The sequence below is a fragment of the Streptomyces sp. NPDC096040 genome (genome assembly GCF_040303265.1).
GTDB lineage: Bacteria > Actinomycetota > Actinomycetes > Streptomycetales > Streptomycetaceae > Streptomyces.
Genome location: NZ_JBEOTA010000004.1, coordinates 81,107 through 104,306, shown reverse-complemented (window position 1 = coordinate 104,306; position 23,200 = coordinate 81,107). Strand labels below are relative to the sequence as shown.

Annotated in this window: 19 protein-coding genes and 1 pseudogene; 13 read left to right on the top strand and 7 right to left on the bottom strand. The window is 70.3% G+C overall.

All coding sequences use genetic code 11. The annotated features are described in order from the left end of the window. The first annotated feature begins 70 nt into the window (after positions 1-70). The 5 genes from ABTY98_RS05980 to ABTY98_RS05960 all read left to right on the top strand — a co-directional run bounded on the left by ABTY98_RS05980 (position 71) and on the right by ABTY98_RS05960 (position 5,182). The gene (locus tag ABTY98_RS05980; protein WP_352219649.1) at positions 71-478 is read left to right on the top strand and encodes an SCO4983 family protein; all 408 of its coding nucleotides are present in this window, start codon (positions 71-73) and stop codon (positions 476-478) included. A 273-nt stretch (positions 479-751) separates the two neighbouring features. Further along, on the top strand, positions 752-1,828 hold the full coding sequence (locus tag ABTY98_RS05975; protein WP_352219648.1) for a hypothetical protein: 1,077 nt from the start codon (positions 752-754) through the stop codon (positions 1,826-1,828). 30 nt (positions 1,829-1,858) lie between these two features. Continuing rightward, positions 1,859-3,058 carry a toxic anion resistance protein gene (locus tag ABTY98_RS05970; protein ID WP_352219885.1) on the top strand — a complete coding sequence of 400 codons (1,200 nt, stop codon included), beginning with the start codon at positions 1,859-1,861 and terminating at the stop codon, positions 3,056-3,058. Next, the gene (locus ABTY98_RS05965) at positions 3,055-4,593 is read left to right on the top strand and encodes a vWA domain-containing protein (protein ID WP_352219647.1); all 1,539 of its coding nucleotides are present in this window, start codon (positions 3,055-3,057) and stop codon (positions 4,591-4,593) included. The genes ABTY98_RS05970 and ABTY98_RS05965 overlap by 4 nt, the downstream gene beginning before the upstream one ends. Continuing rightward, a complete protein-coding gene (locus ABTY98_RS05960) occupies positions 4,580-5,182 on the top strand; it encodes a hypothetical protein (RefSeq protein ID WP_352219646.1) in 603 nt (200 codons plus the stop codon). Before ABTY98_RS05965 ends, ABTY98_RS05960 begins: the two co-directional genes overlap by 14 nt. 270 nt (positions 5,183-5,452) lie before the next feature. On the opposite strand, the gene ABTY98_RS05955 is transcribed toward ABTY98_RS05960, so the two are convergent. After that, entirely contained in the window at positions 5,453-7,276 is a 1,824-nt protein-coding gene (locus ABTY98_RS05955; RefSeq protein WP_352219645.1) for a phosphoenolpyruvate carboxykinase (GTP), read from the bottom strand. 356 nt (positions 7,277-7,632) lie between these two features. Here ABTY98_RS05955 and trhA point away from each other — a divergent pair, with 356 nt between their 5' ends. The 4 genes and pseudogenes from trhA (at position 7,633) to ABTY98_RS05935 (ending at position 11,478) form a co-directional block, all read left to right on the top strand. Next, complete coding sequence (gene trhA, locus ABTY98_RS05950) at positions 7,633-8,349, top strand: PAQR family membrane homeostasis protein TrhA (protein WP_352219644.1); 717 nt, start codon at positions 7,633-7,635, stop codon at positions 8,347-8,349. A gap of 129 nt (positions 8,350-8,478) precedes the next feature. After that, positions 8,479-10,084, top strand: a pseudogene (locus ABTY98_RS05945) (DHA2 family efflux MFS transporter permease subunit). Then, complete coding sequence (locus ABTY98_RS05940; RefSeq protein WP_352219643.1) at positions 10,081-10,722, top strand: TetR/AcrR family transcriptional regulator; 642 nt, start codon at positions 10,081-10,083, stop codon at positions 10,720-10,722. Before ABTY98_RS05945 ends, ABTY98_RS05940 begins: the two are co-directional and overlap by 4 nt. 33 nt (positions 10,723-10,755) lie before the next feature. Further along, positions 10,756-11,478 carry a Mut7-C RNAse domain-containing protein gene (locus tag ABTY98_RS05935; RefSeq protein WP_352219642.1) on the top strand — a complete coding sequence of 241 codons (723 nt, stop codon included), beginning with the start codon at positions 10,756-10,758 and terminating at the stop codon, positions 11,476-11,478. Between the two features lie 18 nt (positions 11,479-11,496). Here the strand turns inward: ABTY98_RS05935 and ABTY98_RS05930 are convergent, their stop codons facing one another. The 4 genes from ABTY98_RS05930 to ABTY98_RS05915 all read right to left on the bottom strand — a co-directional run bounded on the left by ABTY98_RS05930 (position 11,497) and on the right by ABTY98_RS05915 (position 16,960). Further along, entirely contained in the window at positions 11,497-12,840 is a 1,344-nt protein-coding gene (locus tag ABTY98_RS05930; protein WP_352219641.1) for a UDP-glucose dehydrogenase family protein, read from the bottom strand. 114 nt (positions 12,841-12,954) lie between these two features. Next, positions 12,955-14,208, bottom strand: coding sequence for a right-handed parallel beta-helix repeat-containing protein (locus ABTY98_RS05925; RefSeq protein WP_352219640.1), 1,254 nt, complete (start codon positions 14,206-14,208; stop codon positions 12,955-12,957). A 111-nt stretch (positions 14,209-14,319) separates the two neighbouring features. Continuing rightward, positions 14,320-16,353 (bottom strand): thioredoxin domain-containing protein, encoded by a 2,034-nt coding sequence (locus ABTY98_RS05920; RefSeq protein ID WP_352219639.1) that lies wholly within the window; start codon positions 16,351-16,353, stop codon positions 14,320-14,322. Next, complete coding sequence (locus tag ABTY98_RS05915) at positions 16,334-16,960, bottom strand: ArsR/SmtB family transcription factor (protein WP_352219638.1); 627 nt, start codon at positions 16,958-16,960, stop codon at positions 16,334-16,336. The genes ABTY98_RS05920 and ABTY98_RS05915 overlap by 20 nt, the downstream gene beginning before the upstream one ends. Positions 16,961-17,143: 183 nt before the next feature. Between ABTY98_RS05915 and ABTY98_RS05910 the strand changes: the two genes are divergently transcribed. Together ABTY98_RS05910 and ABTY98_RS05905 are read left to right on the top strand one after the other, a co-directional pair. Beyond that, the gene (locus ABTY98_RS05910; RefSeq protein ID WP_352219637.1) at positions 17,144-17,533 is read left to right on the top strand and encodes a hypothetical protein; all 390 of its coding nucleotides are present in this window, start codon (positions 17,144-17,146) and stop codon (positions 17,531-17,533) included. Between the two features lie 95 nt (positions 17,534-17,628). Further along, positions 17,629-20,829, top strand: a complete 3,201-nt coding sequence (locus ABTY98_RS05905) for a tetratricopeptide repeat protein (protein ID WP_352219636.1) — start codon at positions 17,629-17,631, stop codon at positions 20,827-20,829. A gap of 6 nt (positions 20,830-20,835) precedes the next feature. Here the strand turns inward: ABTY98_RS05905 and ABTY98_RS05900 are convergent, their stop codons facing one another. Together ABTY98_RS05900 and mca are read right to left on the bottom strand one after the other, a co-directional pair. Then, on the bottom strand, positions 20,836-21,075 hold the full coding sequence (locus ABTY98_RS05900; protein WP_352219635.1) for a hypothetical protein: 240 nt from the start codon (positions 21,073-21,075) through the stop codon (positions 20,836-20,838). Then, positions 21,068-21,949 (bottom strand): mycothiol conjugate amidase Mca, encoded by an 882-nt coding sequence (gene mca, locus ABTY98_RS05895; RefSeq protein WP_352219634.1) that lies wholly within the window; start codon positions 21,947-21,949, stop codon positions 21,068-21,070. Before mca ends, ABTY98_RS05900 begins: the two co-directional genes overlap by 8 nt. A 137-nt stretch (positions 21,950-22,086) precedes the next feature. Between mca and ABTY98_RS05890 the strand changes: the two genes are divergently transcribed. Both ABTY98_RS05890 and greA read left to right on the top strand, forming a co-directional pair. Then, positions 22,087-22,485, top strand: a complete 399-nt coding sequence (locus ABTY98_RS05890) for a DUF4307 domain-containing protein (protein WP_352219633.1) — start codon at positions 22,087-22,089, stop codon at positions 22,483-22,485. 169 nt (positions 22,486-22,654) lie between these two features. Next, entirely contained in the window at positions 22,655-23,155 is a 501-nt protein-coding gene (gene greA / locus ABTY98_RS05885; protein WP_352219632.1) for a transcription elongation factor GreA, read from the top strand. Positions 23,156-23,200 lie beyond the last annotated feature (45 nt).

The following is a 23,200-nucleotide window of genomic DNA, read 5'->3' as shown; positions in this document are numbered from 1 at the left end:
GTGAGCCGGGTCAACTTTAGACGAGATCTAAGCTAGGATGGTTTCCTGACAGCACAGGAGGCCATCTCCCATGTACGAACCGATCCGCACCAAGTCGATCCACAGCACGATGGCCGGCGCCCCCTCCGACTTCCCGCACCGGACGCGCGAGGAAGAGCTGGACATCCAGCTCGCGGGACATCTCGCGGCCCTGCTGGCCGTCACCGACGAGCTGCGCGGCCTCACGCCGTCCACCGACCTCGACGCCGCCGCGACCCGGCTGGCGGAGCAGGTGACCCGGCTGCGGGGCGGACGTACGCCGGTCCGCGCGTCGCCGGCCGCGGTCCAGGAGCCGGCGACCCTGCACGAGCGCGCCCACGCCCTCGCCGGCCGCGCGCTGGTCGTCGCGGCATCCCGGGCGGACACCGCGGCGGCGATCCTCGCGGCGGAACGCATGGACGCCCACGCGGCGGCAACGGAACTCACGACGACCGGCTGACCGCCCCCCGAACGGCCCCGGTCCGCGCGCCCACCCAACGCCGCGCGGACCGGGTTGCCACAACTCCCCGCCCCTCCAGGGCAGCTCGCCTCACCGCGGGCATCTCCTTCCCGCAGCAACGGCGCTCCCCTGCAACGGTGTTCCTCGGCGGTACCGAACCTGCCGTACCTCCGATCGGTCCTCGTCCCCCCGTTGTAATCCGGGACGTCCGATTCACCCCCCGTTCACCCTGGTCGCCCAGGAACGTGGGGTTCCGCGAGCACGCTCCCCGGCGTGAGACGTATCGCGGGAATCGTCCTGGCGGTGCTGCTGATCGGTGGCGTGGTGGCTGCCGTCGTCGCAGGCCGGCAAGGGGACGACAAGGGCACGGCAACGAAGACCGTGCGTGGTGTGATCGGTTCGGAGAAGTCGGACTTCTTCGCCGATCCCGATGTGGTGAAGGCCCTCGCCGCCAAGGGCTTCACCGTGAAGACGGAGGCGTCGGGGTCCTGGGCCATGGACGGCCTGGACCTGAAGGGCTATGACTTCGCCTTCCCGTCCAGTTCGGCGCCCGCCGACCAGTTGGCCGGGAAGTACCACGCCCGCCAGCCCCTCCCCCGGCCCTTCTACTCGCCCCTCGTGGTGGTGGCCCACCGCAGCGCGGCCGACGTACTGGCCGCCAACGGCCTCGCCGTGCTCGACGGCAAGGGCAAGGGCACCCTGAAGATGGCCGCCTATCTGGACGCCGCCCGGCACGACCGGACCTGGCAGCAGCTCAAGGGGGCGAAGGCGCACGGGGAGTTGACCGGGACGCTGTACATCACCAGCACCGACCCGGAGACCTCCAACTCCGGCGCGCTCTACCTCGCCGCCGCCTCCTACGTGGCCAACGGCGGCCGGGTCGTGGCGAGCGACGCCGACGTGGCGAGGACCGCCCCGCTGCTGCACAAGCTGGTCAGCGTCCAGGGCGCCCAGCAGCCCAGCAGCGACTCGGTCTTCCGGGACTTCATCAGCGGCGCCGGCAACCCGCTGGTGTGCCTCTACGAGTCGCAGGTCGTCTCGCTGCTCGCCGAACAGCACGGCGCCGACGACCTGGTGGTCCTCTACCCGGACACCACGGTCAACAGCGACCACACGATCGTGCCGATGGACGACGCAGGCCGGGAGCTCGGCGAACTCCTCAGCACCGATCCGACGCTGCGCAAGCTCGCCGTGCGGCACGGCTTCCGGCCCCAGGGCGACTCCGCCGAGTTCGTCACGGCCACCGCCGACCAGGCCGCGTACCTCAACCAGACACTGACCGGCGTCCGGCAGGCGCCCGTGCCCACCTCCGCGGTGCTGCACGAGATGGCCCGCCGGGCGCGCGGCTGACGGGGGGATCCTGTGAGCAACTTCGACAAGATGAGGCCGAGCGGCGCCGAGCACCCGCCCACGCTCAGCGGTGAGGACGTCTTCACGCTGACCCCGCCCGAGGCGGTCGCGCCGGTGCCGCGGGAGAAGGCCGGCGGGCTCGTGCCCGTCGACGACAGCGTCCGTACGGACATGGCGCACAAGGCCGCCGTGTACGTCCGCGACCTCGCCGCCCTGGACGCGCGCTCACCCGAGTTCGCGAGCAAGGTCGGCGAGATCACCGCCCTCGGCGCCGGCGAGATGCGCACCGCCTCCTCGCAGTCCAACCGCATGCTGGAACGTGCCGTCCGCAGCCTGCCCGACAAGGGCGGCGACGCCCAGGCCAAGGTCGCCGGATCGCTCGTGGAACTCCGCCGGGTCGTGGAGGACCTGGACCCGCGCGACCTGCCCGCGAGCAAGGGCCGCAAGTTCCTCTCCCGGCTGCCCGGCGGCAACAAGCTCCGCGACCACATAGCCAAGTACGCCTCCGCGCAGGGGACTCTCAACAAGATCGTGGGGTCGCTGCGCGGCGGTCAGGACGAACTCCGGCGCGACAACGCGGCCTTGCAGACCGAGCGGATCCGGCTCTGGGAGACCATGGGCAAGCTCCAGGAGTACGTCGTCCTCACCCAGGCCCTGGACACCGCCGTCGAGCAGCACATCGGCCGGCACACGGACCCCCAGGAGGCCGACGCGCTCCGTGCGGACGTGCTCTTCCCGGTCCGGCAGAAGCACCAGGACCTGCTGACCCAGCTCGCGGTGTCCGCGCAGGGCTACCTCGCGATGGACGTCGTACGACGCAACAACGACGAGCTGATCAAGGGCGTCGAACGCGCCGCCACCACCACCGTCTCGGCCCTGCGTATCTCCGTGATGCTGGCCTCCGCGCTGGACAACCAGAAGAAGGTCATCGAGCAGGTCAACGCCCTGCGCGGGACGACCGAGAACCTCATCCGGGGCAACGCCGAGATGCTCGCGAGCCAGAGCGGGGAGATCCAGCGCATCGCCGCCGACCCGGCTGTCGGCGCCGAGACCCTGCGCGCCGCCTTCCAGCAGATCTACCGCACCCTCGACGCCATCGACACCTACAAGGTGCAGGCGACCGAGGTGATGGCGAACACCGTGCAGTCCCTCACGGACGAACTCCAGCAGGCCGGCGCCTACCTGGAGCGCAGCCGCTCGAAGGGCGCGCTGGAGGGCGGCCCGGCATGAACAGACGCCCGCTGCTGACCCTGCTCGCCACGGCGGCCCTCCTCACCGCCTGCACCTCCTCGGGAGACACGGACGACGACTCCACGGCCCCCGAACCCGGCACCCTCCGCGTCCTCGCCTCCTCCGAACTCAGCGACATGACGGCCGTCTTCGACCGCGTCCGCAAGGACACCGGCGTAACCGTCCGCCCCACCTACATGGGCACCCTGGACGCCGTCGACCTGGTCGCCAAGGGCAGGGCGGACAAGACGTACGACGCCCTGTGGCTGTCCTCCGACGACTATCTGCGGCTGCGCCCGGAGGCGGCGAAGAAGGTGGTCTCCGAGACCTCGATCATGTCCAGCCCGGTCGCGATCGGCGTCAGGACGGCGACCGTCCGGTCCCTCGGCTGGAAACCGGCCGACGTCACCTGGTCGCAGATCGAACAGGCCGTGGAGGCCGGCAAGCTGACCTACGGCATGACCGACCCGGCCCGCTCCAACTCCGGTTTCTCCACCCTGGTCTCGGTGGCCTCCGCGCTCTCCGGCGCCCAGTCGGCGCTCACGGACGACGACGTGACCCAGGCGACGCCGCGGCTGAAGAAGTTCTTCAAGGGCCAGACCCTGACCTCGGGCTCCTCCGGCTGGCTGGCCTCCGCCTACCAGCGGCGCGGCGACGTCGACGCCCTGCTCAACTACGAGTCCGTCCTCAAGGGCATCCCCGGCCTCACCGTGATCCGCCCCAGCGACGGCGTGATCACCGCCGACTACCCGCTCTCCTCGCTCGCCGCCTCCTCCGCCGACACCCGCGAGGACGTCCGCAGGGTGGCCGAGGACCTGCGCACGACGGCCGTGCAGAAGCTCATCACGGACACCACCCACCGCCGCCCGGTGGTCGCCTCCGTCGCCCCGGCCGCCGGTCTGGACACCGCCCGCCGCCGCGAACTCCCCTTCCCGGGCAGCAAGTCGGTGGCCGACGGGCTGATCTCGGCGTACGAGAACGAACTGCGCCGCCCGTCCCGCACGGTCTACGTCCTGGACACCTCGGGCTCGATGGAGGGCGACCGTCTCTCCCGCCTCAAGAAGGCCCTCACCGACCTCACGGGCGACTTCCACGACCGCGAGGAGGTCACCCTGATGCCCTTCGGCTCGGACGTGAAGAACGTCAGCACCCACGTCGTCGACCCGGCGGACCCGGACACCGGCCTGAACGCGATCCGCAAGGACACCGACGCCCTGCGGGCCGACGGGAACACCGCCATCTACACCTCGCTGGAGAAGGCGTACGACCATCTGCGCACCGACCGGGACACCTTCGCCTCGATCGTGCTGATGACGGACGGCGAGAACACGACGGGCGCCAAGGCGGTGGAATTCGACGCCTTCTACCGCGGCCTGTCCACCACCCAGCGGAACATCCCCGTCTTCCCCATCCTCTTCGGGGACTCCTCCCGCGCCGAACTGCAGCACATCGCCGGCCTGACCGGCGGCCGTCTCTTCGACGCCCGGCAGGGCTCCCTGGACGGCGCCTTCGAGGAGATCCGTGGCTACCAATAAGCTGCTCGGCTACCTGGAGTCCCGCAAGAACCTCACGGGCTGCGGGGCCGGCCTCCTGGGCCTGATCCTGACGTTCACGGGCGTGGCGGGCCCGTACTGGCCGGTGGTGGTGGCCGGCCTGTACGGCGCGGGCGCGCTCATCGCACCGCCGGAACGCCCGCCGCTGCCGGAGTTCCCGACACCGTCCGCTCAACTGGAGGAGGTGCGGGCCGACTTCCGCAAACTGGAGGGCTACCTGGCGGAGGTCGGTCTGCCGGCTTCGACGGAGACACGACTCGGCGAACTGACGGACCTGTTGACGGCGTTGCTGGATCCGGGCTGGGCGGCCGAGCTGCTGGCCCAGGACCCGGAGGGCGTCCATGTGCTGTCGCGGACGGTACGGCAGGACATCCCGGAGGCGGTCGACAGCTTCGTACGCACACGGTGGTGGACGCGTCTGGCCCCCGGCCAGGAGCCACCGGAGCGGCACCTGGAGCGTCAGCTGACCGTGCTCAAGGAGGAGGCGGAGCAGCTGGCGGCGGCCCTCAGGGACTCGGAGGCGAGACGCCAGGAAACCCATACCCGCTACTTGGAGGAGAGGGGCAACTGAAGAAGCGCAGCGGGGCGGGTCCGTATCAATATGCGGCTGCCGCCGCGCGGGCGCGACCAGCTCCCACGCACCCGCACCCGACAACGCACCCCCACAGGCGAAGGCCTGCCGTCACCAACGCTCCCATCGGGGCGGACGGGAAAAGGCGACGGCAGGCCCATGAGCCGCGCACTCCGTTGTGCGCGGCCTCGCCGGTTCACACCGCGGCCGGTCGTGACGATCGCTGGTCAGGGCACACCCGTACCGGCCGCGGAGTCTTCACACGGGGACTCAGCCCAGCCGCTCCACCAGCGCCCGGTACTCGTCCCACAGCTCCTTCGGCGTGTGCTCGCCGAAGGTGTTGAGGTGGTCGGGGATCAGCGCGGCCTCCTCGCGCCAGATCTCCTTGTCGACGGTCAGCAGGAAGTCGAGGTCGCCGTCGGCCAGGTCCAGCCCCTTGGTGTCGAGGGCCTCACGCGTCGGCAGCACACCGATCGGCGTCTCCACGCCCGCCGCCTTGCCGTCCAGCCGCTCCACGATCCACTTCAGGACCCGGGAGTTCTCGCCGAAGCCGGGCCAGACGAACTTGCCCTCGTCGTTCTTGCGGAACCAGTTGACGTAGTAGATCTTCGGCAGCTTGGACTGGTCCTTGTCCTTGGCCACGTCGATCCAGTGGGCCATGTAGTCGCCCATGTTGTAGCCGCAGAACGGCAGCATCGCGAACGGGTCGCGACGCAGCTCGCCGACCTTGCCCTCGGCGGCGGCGGTCTTCTCGGAGGCCACGTTGGCGCCCAGGAACACGCCGTGGTTCCAGTCGAAGGACTCGGTCACCAGCGGTACGGCGGTGGCGCGGCGGCCGCCGAAGAGGATCGCCGAGATCGGCACGCCCTTCGGGTCCTCCCACTCCGGCGCGATGATCGGGCACTGCGCGGCGGGCACGGTGAAGCGGGCGTTGGGGTGGGCTGCCGGGGTCTCGGACTCCGGCGTCCAGTCATTGCCCTTCCAGTCCGTGAGGTGGGCGGGAAGCTCCTCCGTCATGCCCTCCCACCAGATGTCGTTGTCGCCGGTGAGCGCAACGTTGGTGAAGACCGCGTTGCCCCACAGCGTCTTCATCGCGTTGGCGTTGGTGTGCTCACCGGTGCCTGGCGCGACACCGAAGAAGCCGGCCTCGGGGTTGATCGCGTAGAGGCGGCCGTCCTCGCCGAACCGCATCCAGGCGATGTCGTCGCCGATGGTCTCGACGGTCCACCCGGAGACGGTGGGCTCCAGCATGGCGAGGTTGGTCTTGCCGCAGGCACTCGGGAAGGCGGCGGCAACGTACTTGGACTCGCCCTGCGGAGGAGTGAGCTTGAGGATCAGCATGTGCTCGGCGAGCCAGCCCTCGTCCCGCGCCATCACGGAGGCGATGCGCAGGGCGTAGCACTTCTTGCCGAGCAGGGCGTTGCCGCCGTAGCCGGAGCCGTAGGACCAGATCTCGCGGGACTCGGGGAAGTGCGAGATGTACTTGGTCCGGTTGCACGGCCAGGGGACGTCCGCCTGGCCGGGCTCCAGCGGGGCGCCGAGGGTGTGCACGGCCTTCACGAAGAAGCCGTCGTCACCGAGTTCGTCGAGGACGGCCTGGCCCATGCGCGTCATCGTGCGCATCGAGGCGGCGACGTACGCGGAGTCCGTGATCTCCACGCCGAGCGCGGAGAGCGGGGAGCCCAGCGGGCCCATGCAGAACGGGACGACGTACATCGTCCGGCCCTTCATCGAGCCGCGGAACAGGCCCTGTTCGCCGGTGAAGATGTCCCGCATCTCGGCGGGGGCCTTCCAGTGGTTGGTCGGGCCGGCGTCCTGCTCCTGCTCGGAGCAGATGAAGGTGCGGTCCTCGACCCGGGCGACGTCGGTCGGGTCGGAGGCCGCGTAGTAGGAGTGGGGGCGCTTGATCGGGTCGAGCTTCTTGAAGGTGCCCTTCGCCACGAGCTCTTCGCACAGTCGCTCGTACTCGGCCTCGGATCCGTCACACCAGACCACGCTGTCCGGCTGCGTCAGTTCGGCGATCTCGTTGACCCACGAGATCAGTTCCTGATGTTTGGTGGGGATGACGGTGGGAGCCGCGATGTCGCGCGCCACGATTGCTCCTAAATGAGGGATTTTTTGATCTTTTTGGTCCGCTGAGGACCTTGTCGCCCCGTGGGGGCTGCGACCCGGATGCTTCTCGTAGCCGCTCATCCGGTGCCGACCGCACTCATTTGATCCTCCGACTCGATCACCCATCTGTCCAGAGGGAGTCACAGATGAGCGACGTGAGGAAGGCCACGGTCGCCATGCCCACCTGCGTTTCTTTACGTCCACATTGAGTTCGCCTCAAGGTCTTTTTGCACACCGATGTAAGCTCTTCGGAGGCTTCGTGAGACGATGGCCACACCTGGGCGGTCATCGGGCGAGACTGATCCGTGACTTACGGTTCCGTAGGTACGATGCGGTGCATGACTGCGTCCGCCCCCGACGCGCCCACGGACCCGCCGGCCGCCGGCCGCGGATCCAGCGCGCTCTCCTCCCTGTCGCACCAGGTCAAACCCAAGTTGCGTGGCTGGCTGCATCTGGGCATGTTTCCGGCCGTACTCATCGCGGGTCTCGTCCTCACCGCTCTCGCCGACTCACCGCGCGGCCGGGTCGCCTGCGGGATCTACGTCCTGACGGCGTGTCTGCTGTTCGGCGTGAGCGCGCTGTACCACCGGGGCAACTGGAGCCCGCGCATGGACGGCATCCTGCGCAGACTCGACCACGCCAACATCTTCCTGATCATCGCGGGCACCTACACACCGCTGACCCTTCTGCTCCTGCCGGACTCCAAGGGCGTGTGGCTGCTGTGGGGCATCTGGGCAGCGGCGGCCGCGGGCATCGTCTTCCGGGTCTTCTGGGTCGGCGCCCCTCGCTGGCTGTACACGCCCTGCTACATAGCGATGGGCTGGGCGGCGGTCTTCTTCCTGCCCGACTTCATGCACACCGGCGGCATCGCCGTGCTGGTCCTGGTCATCGTCGGCGGCCTCCTCTACAGCGCGGGCGGCGTGATCTACGGCATCAAGCGCCCCAACCCGTCACCGCGTTACTTCGGATTCCACGAGGTCTTCCACTCCCTCACCCTGGCCGCGTTCGTCGTCCACTACGTGGGGATCTCCCTGGTGGCCTACCAGCACGCGTAGTCCCACCCGCCGCTCTCCGAGTGGCCACGGCTCCCGAGCCGTGGCCACTTTTTTCATGCCCGGTTTTCCATACCCTGACAGCAGCTCCCTATTGACAGTTACTACATTTTTGGGAGCTACTCTCATTTCATGGCTTCTGTCACTCAGCTCGAAGAGACCCATCAGAACCCCCGCCGCTGGTGGGCCCTGGGTGCCCTGGTCGCGAGCATGCTGGTGCTCGGCTTCGACACGACGATCCTCAATGTGGCGCTCCCGACCATGGCCGGGGAGCTCGGCGCCACGACCAGTCAGCAGCAGTGGATGGCGGACGCGTACGTCGTCGTCTTCGCGTCGCTGATGCTCCCGGCCGGACTCCTCGGCGACCGCTTCGGCCGCCGCCGGATGCTCGTCACCGGCCTGCTGGTCTTCCTGGCCGGCTCCCTGGCCGGTTCCCTCGCCGACGACGTGAACTGGGTGATCGCCGCCCGTACGGTGATGGGCGTGGGCGCGGCACTGGTGATGCCGCTCGCCATGTCCGTGCTGCCCTCGCTGTTCGGGCCGAAGGAGCGCACCAGGGCCGTCGGCATCGTCTCGGCCGCCTCGGCGCTCGGCCTGCCGCTCGGCCCGATCATCGGCGGCTTCCTGCTCAACCACTTCTGGTGGGGCTCGGTCTTCCTGATCAACGTCCCGATGGCCGCCATAGGCGTCACCGCCTGCGTCTTCCTGCTCCCCGAGACCAGCGACCCCGCCTCCCCCAGGGTCGACATCCTCTCCACCGCGCTCACCGTGACCGGCCTCGGCGCCCTGATCTACGCGATCATCGAGGCCCCCGACCGCGGCTGGGTCGACCCTCCCCCACAGCCTTAAGGGCGTGGGGGCACCCCCAGTCCTAGCCCTGCTGGCGGCCTCCGTCGTCCTCATCGCGGGCCTGGTGCTGAGGGAACGCCAGGTCGAGCGTCCCATGCTCGACATGACCCTCCTCACCCACCGCGGCTTCCTGCTCAACACCCTCGCGGCGACCCTGGTGATGTTCGTGCTGTCCGGCCTGCTGTTCGTGCTGCCGCCCTACCTCCAGGCGGTCCTCGGCAACGACGCCTTCGGCACCGGGCTGAGGCTCCTGCCCATGATGGGCGGCCTGCTGGTGGCCGCGCGGGGCGCCGAGGCGATCGTCGCCCGCTTCGGATCACGCGCCGTGGTCGCCACCGGCCTGGTCGTCCTCGCCTTCGCCGCGATCCTCGGCAGCCGTACCACCGTGGACTCCGGCTACGGCTACACCGCTCTGTGGCTGTCCATCGCGGGCCTCGGCTTCGGCTTCTCGGTGGTCCCGGCGATGGACGGCGCCCTCGGGGCCCTGCCCACCGATCGGGCCGGCAGCGGTTCCGGGCTGCGGATGACCACGCGCCAGGTCGGTGGCGCCATCGGCATCGCCCTGCTCGGCAGCCTGCTCGCGAGCACCTTCCGTGACCGCCTGAACGTGACCGGCCTGCCCGCCCCGCTCGGCCACACCGCCGGCGAGTCGGTGGTCGCCGCCCACCTGGTCGCGGAGAAGACGGGCTCGACCCCTCTGGTCGCCTCCGCGAACGCCGCGTACGTCCACGGCATGGGCCTGGTCCTGCTGGTGTGCGGCATCGCCGCGCTGCTCACCGCGCTGCCGGCCGCCGCGTTCCTGCCCAGCACACCGGCCGCCCACGACACGGAAGCGGAAGAGAACGAGGACCCGGCCGTGGCCCCCGCCACCGCCGATGCCGGACAATGACCAGCATGACGGCACCGCACACCTCCTTCTCCCCCGCCGACAACCCCCGGCTCGGCCTGCGCGAACGGAAGAAGATCAAGACCCGCGAGTCGATCCGCGAGGCGATGTACGCGCTGGTCGAGGAGCAGGGGTACGAGGCCACGACGATCGAGCAGATCGCGGAGCGGGCGGAGGTGTCGCCGTCGACCGTCTTCCGGTACTTCCCGACCAAGGAGGACATCGTCCTCACGGACGAGTACGACCCGCTGATCCTGGAGGAGCTCCGCGCCCGGCCCGCCGACGAGCCGTGGCCGGAGTCCCTCCGCCATGTGATGCACCGGGCGGTCGCACTGGGCATGAAGGACGCCCACGCGGTCTCCCGGCTGCGCACCCGGCTGATGGTCGAGGTGCCGGCGGTGCGCTCCCGGATGATGGAGAGCATGTCGGAGACCGGCCGCCTGCTGTGCCAGGCCATCGGCGAGCGCACCGGCCGCGACCCGAACAGCCTGGAGGTGCGGGTCTACGCGATGTCCATCATCGGCGGGCTGATGGAGACCTCGATGTACTGGGCGGAGCAGGACCACGAGCCCGACTTCAAGGCCCTCGTCGACCGCACCCTGAACGTCATCGAGCACGGCCTGCCCCCGGAAATTCCCTGAGGTCCCAGCCGCCTCCCATGCCATCCTGACCAGGTGAACGCTCCCGAGATCCGTGTCGAAGTCGTCCCCGAGCTGGCACTGTTCGTCCCGCACGCCCGCCGCACGGGCACGCACCCGCTCGCCGTCGACGGCGTCTCCACGCTCGGCCATGTGATCGAGTCCCTCGGCGTCCCGCTCACCGAGGTCGGCGCGCTGGTGGTGGACGGCCGGGAGGTCCCGGTCGCCCACATCCCGGCGGACGGCGAGTCGGTGGCCGTGCACGCGGTCCGGCGCCCGCAGCGGGTGCCCGGCGCGCCCCTCCGCTTCCTCCTCGACGTCCACCTCGGCACCCTCGCCCGCCGGCTGCGGCTGCTGGGCGTGGACACGGCGTACGAGTCGACGGACATCGGCGACCCGGCCCTCTCCGCCCGCTCGGCGGCCGAGAAGCGGGTCCTGCTGAGCCGTGACCGGGGCCTGCTGCGCCGCCGCGAACTCTGGGCGGGCGCCTTTGTCTACAGCACCAGCCCCGACGACCAACTCCATGACATCCTCGACCGCTTCGCCCCCGAGCTGCGTCCCTGGACCCGCTGCACTGCCTGCAACGGCCTGCTGAGGAAGGCGACCAAGGAAGAGGTGGCGAACCAGCTGAAGGGCGGGACGCAGAAGTCGTACGACGTCTTCGCGCAGTGCGCGGAGTGCGGCCGCGCCTACTGGAAGGGCGCGCACCACCAGCAGCTGGAGGCCATCGTGGAACGCGCCCTCGCCGAGTTCGCCTGAGGCGGCCTCGGCCCCGGGTCAGTTGCGGCCGAGCGCCCGGTACTCCCAGCCGGCCGCCCGCCACTGGGCCGGGTCGAGGGCGTGCCGACCGTCCACGACCCGGCGCCGGTTCACCACGGAGCCCATGACCTCCGGGTCGATCTCCCGGAACTGCGCCCACTCGGTCAGCAGCACCACGACGTCGGCGCCCGCGGCGGCCTGCAGCGCATCGGTGCCGTATGTCAGCTCGGGGTGGGCGCGGCGGGCGTTGTCCATCGCGACCGGGTCGTAGACGGTCACCTGGGCACCGGCCCGGTGCAGCGTCGAGGCGACGTCCAGTGCCGGGGCGTCCCGGATGTCGTCGGAGTTGGGTTTGAAGGCCGCCCCGAGCGCGACCACCTTCGTCCCCGTGAGGTCTCCGCCGACCAGCTCACGGACCAGGTCCACGGTGCGGGCCCGGCGGCGCTGGTTGATCCCGTCCACCTCGCGCAGGAAGGCGACCGCCTGCGCGACGTTCAGTTCCTCGGCGCGGTGGATGAAGGCCCTGATGTCCTTGGGCAGACAGCCGCCGCCGAAGCCCAGGCCGGGCTTGAGGAACCGGCCGCCGATCCGGTCGTCGTAGGCCAGCGCCTCGGCCAGCCGGTGGACGTCGGCGCCGGAGGCCTCGCAGACCTCCGCCATGGCGTTGATGTACGAGATCTTCGTGGCCAGGAAGGAGTTGGCGGCGACCTTGACCAGTTCGGCGGTCGGCAGGTCGGCGACCACCACCGGGGTGCCCTGGGCGATGACCGGAGCGAACGCCGCGCGCAACTGCTCCTCCGCCCACGCGGACTCGGTGCCGAAGACCAGCCGGTCGGGGTGGAGGGTGTCCTCCACGGCGAAGCCCTCGCGCAGGAACTCCGGGTTCCAGGCGAGTTCGACCTCGTCCCCGGCCGGTGCGGTGGAGCGGACCAGCTCCGCCAGCCGGGCCGCGGTGCCCACCGGCACCGTGGACTTGCCGACCACCAGGGCCCGCCGGCGCAGATGCCGGGCCAGTTCGGTGACCGCGCCCTCCACATGGCGCAGGTCCGCGGCGTAGGAGCCGGGCTGCTGCGGGGTGCCCACACAGATGAAGTGGATGTCGCCGAACTCCGCGGCCTCCGCGAGGCTGGTGGTGAAGTGCAGCCGGCCGGATTCCTGGGCCTTGACGAGGAGTTCGGGCAGCCCTGGCTCGAAGAACGGCACCTCCCCGGCTCTCAGCAGCTCGATCTTGCCGGGGTCCACGTCGACTCCGAGCACTTCGTAGCCGAGTGCCGCCATGCACACGGCGTGCGTGGCGCCCAGATAGCCGGTGCCGATGACCGTGAGACGGGGAGCGTCGGTGCCGTCGAGAAGAGTGTCCATGATGCCTCCGAGAGGATTCCCGAGCAGAAACGCGCATGCCGAAGACGCGCGTGGGTGAAGGAGAGGGACCTGCGGCTGGGTGCGGGGCCCGGGTGTGAGCCGGGCCCCTCGCCGTCAGGAGGAGCAGGCGACGTTGGCGAGACCCTTCGCCGCGTCGCTGGCCCTGTTGTCGCAGGCGACCTTGTTGTTCGCGACGGGCGCGAGATGGAAGCCGTAGCCGGGACCGTCCACCTGCGCGGTGTTGGCCTGGAACACGTTGCCGGTGCCCCAGCCGTCGAGGATCTGGTGGGTCTGGAACCCGTCCTCACTGGAGTGGCGGCCGACGTTGCCCTTGATCAGCCAGTCGTTTCCCTTGACGTCGACCCAGGAGTCGTTGTGACCCCCGCTGAGCTTGGCGCCGTCGAAGGTGTTGCCGATGAGGGAGCCGCCGGTGGTGCCCTCCTTGATGTCCACGGACTCGGCGGTGGTGGCGCTGACATGGTTGCCGCGGATGATGTTGTCGTCGCTCTTGTCGGGCTTGCAGTCGCTGATGGTGCACCAGTTGGACTCCGCGGAGCCGACGTAGATCCCCTCGCCGAAGGTCTCCTTGCGCTTGCCGGTGTCGTGGACGGTGTTGCCCTCGACCACGTTGCCGGAGCTGAAGTCACGCAGGTGGATGCCCTCGTCGCCGATGTTCTCGACGGTCAGGCCCTGGATGACGGTGCCCTGGACCTTGTCGGCCACGACCCCCTTCTGGCCGTTGCGGACCGTGAAGCCGAGCAGCCGCCAGTGGCTGGCGCCGTCCAGGTGGAAGGCGTAGCCGCCGCCGACGTCACCGGCGTCGATCACCGCGCCGGGGCCGCCGCACAGGAAGATCGGCCGGTCCGCGGTGCCGGGGTTGGCGGCGGTGAACCGGTCGTCGTACACCCCGTCCTGCATCTTGATGACATCGCCGGGCTGGGCCTGGTCCAAGGCTTGCGCAAGGGACTTGGCGTCGCCGACGGTGACCGTGGCAGCCGGGCACTTGACCGGTCCGGACGCCGCGGCCGACGCGGAGCCGGCCGCCGTGGGGGCGGCCGTCCCCCCGTCGGACGCCGTACCGCTCGGTTCCGGATCGGCGGCCGTGGCGCCGGAACCGTCGGAGTCGTCCGTGGGTGTGGCCACCGGAATGGTGGGACCCGCGTCGGGGCCCGCCCCGTACACCACGGACGGGCCGTCTCCGCCGGAGGCGGCCGCCACGACAAGCGCCACCACCGAGATCACCAGGGCGGCCGAGGCCACCCACAGCGGCAGACCGCCGGAGAGCCGGATCCGGCGCAACCGCTCCACCGCCGTGGGCTGCGTTCCCGATGTACCGGCCCCTGTGCCGTCCGGTGTGTCGTCGCTCATTCGCTCATCACCGGAGTCCTCCGGCGGCCTGCCACAGCGATCTCGTTCGGGGGCGGGGTGGGCAGCGGTGCCTTGTCGGAGGCTCCCGGCCGGGACGGGCCGCCTGGAGTTTCAGCCTCCCAGTGCCGCTTTCAGCCGCTCCGGGTCGGTGGTCGGGGCGTCGCAGGTGAAATTGCGGCAGACGTATGCGGCGGCCTCGCCTCCGACGAGCGGCCGATCGGCGAGCAGCGGGAATTCGTCACTCTCCGGAGTTCCCATGGCCACGACTGCGCCGGGGGCGGTACCGAGAAGGGCGGTGCGGTGCAGGGCCACAGTGCGGCTGTCCCGTTCGTCGGGTCCGACGACCGCGACCTCGCGCGGCCCGTCGAGCAGCGCCTCGGCGACGGCGAGCCCCCACCCGATGAAGCGCGGCACCCTTGGCCCGAGAGTCCTGACGACGCCCAACGCCCGTTCCGCCGCGGTGCGATGAGGTTCCGCCCCGGTGTGGGCCGCATAGCTGAGCAGCGCACCGGCGGCCGCGCTCCAGCCGGACGGTGTGGCGTTGTCGGTCGGGTCCTGCGGCCGGCGGATGAGCCGCTCGGCGTCAGAGGCGGTGTCGTAGAGGGCACCGGTCTCCGGGTCGGCGAAACGGGCCAGGACATGGCCGAGCAGCAGCCCGGCGAACTCCAGCCAGACGCCCTCACCGGTCACGGACGCAAGCGCCATGAAGCCCTCGGCGACATCGCCGTAGTCCTCCAGCACGCCCGCGTTGGCGCCTACCCGGCCGTCCCGGCTGGTGCGGGCGATCCGCGCGTGGTCGTCGAGATGCAGCCGTACGAGGAGATCGGCGGCGCCGACAGCGGCCTCGACCAGGTCGGGGCGGTCGAAGTAGGCGCCGGTCTCGGCGAGCGCGGCGACGGCGAGCCCGTTCCAGGCGGCGACGACCTTGTCGTCCCGGCCGGGCGCGGGGCGTTCCGCTCGCTTCGCGAGCAGCCGCCGCTTGATGGATTCCACCTTCTCGGCGTCGAACACGCCCTCCTGCTGCGGCAGTTGCAGAACGGACTGGCCGTGTTCGAAGGTGCCGGCCTCGGTGACACCGAAGTACTGGGCGGCGAGGTCCGCGTCCGCGCCGAGGACTTCGCCGAGCTGCGCGGGCGTCCACACGTAGTACGCGCCCTCGACGTGCCTGCCGGTCCCGGTCCCGTCGTCGCTGTCGGCGTCGAGGGCGGAGGCGAACCCGCCGTCGTGAGTGCGCAGTTCCCGGACCATGAAGTCGGCGGTCTCCAGGGCGACCCGGCGGGCCAGCTCCGACCCGGTCGCACGCCAGAGGTGCGCGTACACCCGGCACAGCAGGGCGTTGTCGTACAGCATCTTCTCGAAGTGCGGCACGACCCAGTCACGGTCGACGGAGTACCGGGCGAAGCCGCCGCCGAGCTGGTCGTAGAGCCCGCCACGGGCCATGCGCTCGCAGGTGTCGGCGGCCATCTGCAGCGCGCCTTCGGAACCGGTACGGGCATGGTGCCGCAGCAGGAACTCGATGACCATGGACGGCGGGAACTTCGGGGCACCGCCGAACCCGCCGCGCTGCGCGTCGTACTCGCGGGTGAGCCCGAGCAGCGCCTGGGCGAGTTCCTGCTCGCCGGGCGGTTGGGCGCCCTGGTGGCTGATCTCCCGCTCGCCGAGATCATGGACGATCTTCCCGGCGACCTCGGCGACCTCGTCCCGCCGGTCGGCCCAAGCGGCCCGAACACCCTCCAGGACCTGCCGGAAGGAGGGCATGCCGTGGCGCGGCGCGGGCGGGAAGTAGGTACCGAAGTAGAAGGGCTCGGCGTCGGGCGTGAGAAACACGGTCATGGGCCAGCCACCCTGCCCGGTGGCGGCCTGCACGGCCTCCATGTAGACGGCGTCGACGTCCGGCCGCTCCTCACGGTCGACCTTGATGGAGACGAAGTGCTCGTTGAGGTAGTCGGCGGTGGCCTGGTCCTCGAAGGACTCTTGAGCCATGACATGACACCAGTGGCAAGAGCTGTACCCGACGCTCAGCAGGACGGGTTTGTTCGTCTCGCGGGCCTGGTCGAAGGCCTCGGCCGACCAGGGCCACCAGTCAACGGGGTTGTCGGCGTGCTGGAGGAGGTACGGGGACGTCTCATGGGCCAGTCGGTTCACCCTCCCACTCTCCCACGGGGTCGGGAGCCGCGTAGAAGCGCAGGTTGACCCGGCGCGCCCCCTCGGGAACCGCGTCGTCCGGGTGGCTGTAGCGGTCGAGGAGTTCCTGGTACGCGTGGACGAAGGCGTGCAGGTCGTCCTTGGTCATCCAGGTGCCGGAGCGCTGCACCTGGGCCCAGCCCTCGGGGCCCCGGTACTCCTCGTGGGCGCGGCGGAACAGCCTGGTGTCGATCTCGATCTTGAGGAGGGCGAGGTGCTCGGCCGCCGCGTACTCCTCCCGCGTCATGGTGGCCGGGTCGGGTGTGGTGTGGCTGAAGGGCAGGCTCCGCCACCAGCGCTCCCGGCCGGCGGACTTCTCCGGGATCTCCTCGATGAGCTTCTGCTCGGCGAGTTTGCGCAGGTGGTAGCTGGTGGTGCCGGAGCTCTCGCCGAGTTCGCGGGCGAGCACGGTGGAGTTGGCCTCGCCGTGGCGGCCGAGGTAGTCGAGGATCCGGCGGCGCAGGGGGTTGCCGAGGGACTTGTAGAGGGCGGTGCGTTCGAGGCCGGTCAACTCGGCGTGTGCGGCGGGGTCGGGCGCCGCGGCCGTCCTGGGCGTGCCGTCGGTCATGCGATCACCGTAACGCTGAGAACCCTGAGACGTCCCTGATGTCTGCCGAATTTTCTTTGCAGAACTTTCTCTGCGGTCTAGCGTGGGGGCATGCGGAAGCACCGCGCGGGAAGCGGCAAAGGTGACGGAACAAGGTGGGGGTCGGTCGCGTTGGATCAGTTGACTACGACGAAGGCGCGGCTGATGAAGCGGACGAAGCGGTGGGCACTGGTCCTGCTCGGCTCGTCCTCCGTGCTGCTCGTGCCGTGGACGGTGGTGCTGGCGCTGACGCTGCCCACCAGGACCGAGGTGCACAACTGGTCGCTGGCCTGGATCGGGCTGGACGTCCTGATGGCGACGGGGTGCGCGGCGACGGCGGTGCTGGGGTTGCGGGGCGACGCACGGGCCCGCCTGACGGCTTCGGCGACGGCATCGGTCGCGCTCCTGGACGCCTGGTTCGACATAACGACGTCGGCGGTGGGCACAGCGCTGCTGGAGGCGCTCGGCAGCGCGGTCGCGGAGACGGGTCTGGCCGCGGCGTGCGTCTTCCTGGCGCTGTCGAAGGGACGGCAGAGCGAGCCTGTGCCGCGCTAGCCGACCCGTTCTTCGATGATCCGGCCCTCTCGCAACTTCGCTCTGCGCCAAGGACACTCTTAGGCAATGGAGTTGCCGCTGGAGGGGGACGGGACATGCGGGACGCCCACCGGGCGGAAGCCGACCGGCTGCTGGTGCAGGCCGTGGAGGAGGAGGTCCGCCGCTCCGGGGGCCGCGTCGACGGACAGCTGCTGCTGTCACGGGCGCGCGGCGGCCTGGACGCGATGGCACAGAGCGCAGCCGAGGAGTACGACAGTTACACCCACGCTCTCGACGAGTCGGAGGCCGGCCGGCAGAGCTTCGGCCAGCGGTACGCCAGAGAGGGCGCCGGAACTCCCTTGCTGGTGGCGGCCGTTGCCGCAGTCGCGGCCGTCTTCGCCGACCTCTACCTGGGTACCGGCACCGGTACGGCGCTCGGCGCGGGCGTGGCCGTCGGTGTGATCGGCGCGGCCGCCACGGTCGTCAAGGTCGCCGGTGCGCATCTCCCCGCCGCTCATCACCGTGCCGGCGCGGCCGGTCAGCCCGGCGGTCCCGAGCAGTTACGTCTGCAGTGGCTGACGGCGCTGGAGGTGCGTGGGATCCGTCCGTTCCTCGATCAGCAGCGGGTGCTCAGCGCGTCCACGGGACCGAAGAAGCAGGGCCCGGGGCTGCGCGGCGCGGACAAGAGCGCGGCGGCCCGCAGGCGTACGGTGCTGCAGCAGTCGTTCGGTCAGCTCCCTGACCCGGAGGGCCCGTTCGCCGGCCGTCACCAGGAACTGGCACGGATCCGGCAGTGGGCGCAGGCGGCGCGGGCGACCACGGAGACCCGTCCGACGGTGGTCGTCCTGCACGGGGAGCCCGGCTCCGGCCGTACGACGCTGGCGATCCGGGCCACCCACGATCTGAAGGACTTCTTCCGGGGTGCGGTCGTGGTGGATCTGCGCGGCGACAGCCGGGGGGAGCCGCCGTTGCCCACCCGGGACGCGCTGCTGCATCTGCTCAACCGGCTGGGTGCGCCGCGCGAACAGTTGCTGTTCCGTGAGCGTTCCTCGGCCGACCAGCAGGTCAAGCGGCTCAGCGAGCTGTACCACCAGCACCTCACGGGTCTTCCGGTGACGATCGTGCTGGACGACGCCTCCGATGCCGAGCAGGTGCGCACGCTGATCCCGGAGCGTTCGGACAGCCTGGTCCTGGTCACCGCCCGGGAGCGGCTCGACCTGCCCGCGGACCTGCCGGCCTGGGTGCACCAGCTTCCGGTGACGGCGCTGGACGCGGCGGGTGCGGAGGAGTTGCTGGACGCGGCGGCGCAGGACATGTCGGGGCCGTACGACGCGCAGTCCGCGGAGCGGATCCGGGAGTTGTGCGGCGGGCTGCCGCTGGCGCTGCGGGTGGCGGGCTCGTCGCTGGGCTCGCGTTCACCGCTCCAGCTGGCCACGGACCTGGGCGCGTACGGTCCGGTCGAGCCGGTGGAGCGGGTGCTGTGGCTGCGCTACACCGACCAGTCGGACATGGGGCGCCGTCTGTTGAGGAGGCTGGCGCTGGCGGGCCGGGCCTCGCTCGGCGCGGCGGCCGCGGCCGCTCTGCTGGCCACGGACGAGGCGGAGGCGACCCGTCATCTGGTCGCGCTCGCGCAGGCCGGCCTGATCGACCACGTCCGGCGCAGCCGCTACCGGTTGCACGACCTGGTCCGCGCCTTCGCCCAGGCCCGCCTCGCCGACGAGGAGGAGCCGGCCGACCGCGCGGCGGCGCAGGAGCGGCTGATCGTCAACTACGGGGAGCTGGCCGACTCCGTGCTTCGTCTGGTGGACGGCAACATGTCGACCCGCTCGGACCGGTTCAGCCCGCACGGTTTCACGTCGCTCGAGGAGGCGCTGCGCTGGCTGGACGACGAGTCGAGCTTCATCACGGCGGCGCTGCGGCATGCGGAGGGCGTCGACCAGGCGGCCGTGCAGAATCTGCTGGGTGCCCTGTGCGACTACTGCCTGCTGCGCGGGGACCTCTACCGGCTGGGTGAGATCAGCGAGTTGGCGCAGGCGGTGGACCAGGGTCTGCTGGTGCGTTCGGTGCAGTGGCGTACCGGTATCGCGGCCCGTCAGCTGGGCGAACTGGACAAGGCCCGTACCACCCTCACCTCGGTCGTGGACCTCTATATGGAGGCGCACCACGACGCCGGCACGGCCCGTGCCCTGTGCTCCCTCGGGATCACCCTGCATCACCAGGGCCACCTCACCGAGGCGGCGGCCAAGCTCCAGGAGGCCCTGGATCTCCAGGCGGCTCCCCAGCTGGCGACCGACCGGGCCTGGACGATGCACGCGCTCGCGGCGGTGCAGCGTGACCGTGCCCGGCTCGCGGAGGCGCTGGACCTGCTCACCCGGTCGCTGGTGCTGCACCGGGAGGGCGGTTCGGTGCACGGCGAGGCCTGGGCGCACTTCCAGCTCGGTCAGCTGGCGCTGCGGATGGGTGACGTACCGCGTGCGGAGCGGGAGCTGGGGGCGGCGCTGGAGCGTTACGGCCGTACCCGCGACGCCCGTGGGGAGGCCTGGGCGCTGACCCAGTTGGCGCGGGCCCGGCTGGTGGACGGTGACGCGTCCCCGGCGGTCGACGCACTGCGTCAGGCGGCCGCCCGGCACCGTGAGAACGAGGACGCGCGCGGCGAGGCCTGGACGGTCTACTACCTGGGCCAGGCCCTGGAGGAGACCGGCACCCTGGACCAGGCGGTCCGTGAGCTGGAGCGCTCGCGCACGATGTTCTCCCGGATACGGGACGTCTACGGGCTTGCCTGTGCCCGCCACCACTCGGCCCGGGTGACCCGCGACCAGCGGGCTGCCCAGACCGGCTCGCTGCGCAACTCGGGTTTCGCCCGTCAGCTGCTGGTCGACGCCCGCGCCGACTTCCAGCGCATCGGTGTCGTCCATGGCGAGGCCTGGACCTGTCTGGAGCTGGCCGTGGTGGACGCCGGCAACACCCGCACCCAGCAGGCCCTGGCCCTGTGCGACGAGGCGGTCACCCTGTTCTCGTCGTACGGCGACCGCCGCGGCGAGGACTGGGCGCACTTCCTGCGCTGCACCCTGCTTCCTTACGCCGCACCCGGCGGCGTGGAGGTGGGCACCGCTGTCGCCCAGGAGGACCTGGCGCAGCTCTCCCGGACGGCCCACCCGCTGCGCGACGAGAAGCTGACCGAGCACGTCACGACGTACGGTCTGCTCCTTGAGCGCGGGGTGACCCTGGAGTCCGGCTGGCAGGGCTGGCGCCTGGGCATGGTCCCCAGCCGGCACGCCCGTGAGGTGATGGGGGTGCCGGTGCCGGGTGGGGCGTGACGGCGGTCAGCCCTTGGTGTCGGCCGCGGGGGTCCCCGGGTCCGCCTTGGCGTCCGGGGGCTCCTTGAAGTCGACCTTCTGCATGTGCTTGTTCATGGACTTCATCAGGCCCCAGACCGCCACGGCCATCACCGCGAAGACGATGAAGCCGAGGACGCCGGGGGTGACCTTGTTCTCGTCGACCTCCTTGGCGAGGGGGACGAGATGCGTCAGTGCCAGACTTGCGCTTGCGCTCATGTCAGGCATTGTCGCGGATGCCCGCAAAGAGGTCGTCCTCGGGGAGGGAGGTATCGACGAGCGACTTCGCGAGCTCGTACTCCTCGGTCGGCCAGACCTCCTTCTGGAGGTCCATCGGGACCTTGAACCAGCCGCCGTCGGGGTCGATCTGCGTGGCGTGGGCGATCAGCGCCTTGTCGCGGATCTCGAAGAAGTCGGCGCACGGGATGTGCGTGGTCAGGGTGCGCTCGGTGCGCTCGAACTCGTTCCACCGCTTCAGCCAGTCCCCGTACGGCGACTCCATGCCGCGGTCCAGCAGGGCGTGGTGCAGCGCCTCGGTGCGGGGGCGGTTGAAGCCCTGGTTGTAGTAGAGCTTCTGCGCCTGGTAGACGGGGCCGAACTCACCCTCGGGGTACTTCTCGGGGTCGGCCGCGCCCTCGAAGGCCACCATCGAGATCTTGTGGGTCATGATGTGGTCGGGGTGCGGGTAGCCGCCGTTCTCGTCGTAGGTGGTGATCACCTGCGGGCGGAACGCGCGGATCCTGCGGACGAGCTCGCCGGCCGCCTTGTCGACGTCCTCCAGGGCGAAGCAGCCCTCGGGGAGCGGCGGCAGCGGGTCGCCCTCGGGCAGACCGGAGTCGACGAAGCCGAGCCACTCCTGCTTGACGCCGAGGATCTCGCGGGCCTCGTCCATCTCCTTCTTGCGTACCTCGTGGATGTGCTCCTCGATGTACTTGTCGCCCTGCAGCTTGGGGTTGAGGATGGAGCCGCGCTCCCCGCCCGTGCAGGTCACGACCAGCACGTCCACCCCCTCGGACACGTACTTCGCCATGGTGGCCGCGCCCTTGCTCGACTCGTCGTCGGGGTGGGCGTGGACGGCCATCAGTCGCAGCTGGTCAGTCAAGACTCAATCCTCAGTAAGTCGGCGCCCCGGTTTCCTCGGGTGCGATCGGCGCTTCTATAGTGACCGAATCGGGGGGCGAATAATTCCGGGGTCCGGTCCTGCCGGGTCCGGAGGCGGTTCTTGCCGGGAGGACGATCATGAGTACCGCGAGTACGCGGCTGCCCGAGGGCCGCTACGGCCGCTCCTCGGACGACGTCGCCGACCGCAGGCTCAAGATCACCGGCGTGGTCCTCGGTGCTCTGCTGCTCGCCCTGGTCGGCTACTTCGCCTACCACTATGTGGTGAAGAGTGAGATCAGCGCCCAGGTCGTCGCCTTCGACGCCTCGGACAGCGCGGTCAAGGTGCATCTGGAGGTCCACAAGGACTCCGGCGCCTCCGGCTACTGCACGGTGCGCTCCCAGGCGGCGGACGGCTCCGAGGTGGGCCGGGCGGACTTCCGCTTCACCGGTTCCGCGACCGAGATCGACCGGGTGGTCACGCTCCGTACGACGGCCCGGGGCACCACGGCGGAGCTGCTCGGCTGCCACGCCGACTGACACCGGCCACGAATACGTAGGCGCTGACCTGCGTTGACATGATTCTAATGGCTTATGTCCTCCCCCTTACGCCGTTGAATTGTTAGGCTCGTGGTTTCGCCCTTCCATGGAGGAACATGCTTCTGGGTAGGGCGATGCTTTGTATTCCCAGTACCGACGAGGAGCACCTGTGACCCAGACCAGCGAGAACGTCACCTGGCTGACCCAGGAGGCGTACAACCAGCTCAAGGCCGAGCTGGAGTACCTGTCTGGTCCTGCGCGCACGGAGATCGCCGCCAAGATCGCCGCCGCGCGCGAGGAAGGCGACCTGCGCGAGAACGGCGGGTACCACGCGGCCAAGGAGGAGCAGGGCAAGCAGGAGCTCCGTGTGCGCCAGCTGACCCAGCTTCTTGAGAACGCCAAGGTCGGCGAGGCTCCGACCTCCGCGGACGGCGCCGTCGCGCCCGGCATGGTGGTGACCATCGCCTTCGACGGTGACGAGGACGACACCACGACCTTCCTCCTCGCCTCGCGCGAGTACGCCAGCGCCGACATCGAGACCTACTCCCCGCAGTCCCCGCTGGGCACCGGTGTCATCGGCCACAAGGTGGGCGAGGACGCGGAGTACGAGCTGCCGAACGGCAAGAAGGCCAAGGTGAAGATCCTCAAGGCCGAGCCCTACTCCGGCTGACGCGAACAGACACCTGCCCCCGGCGTTCGGGTGACGCCGGGGGCC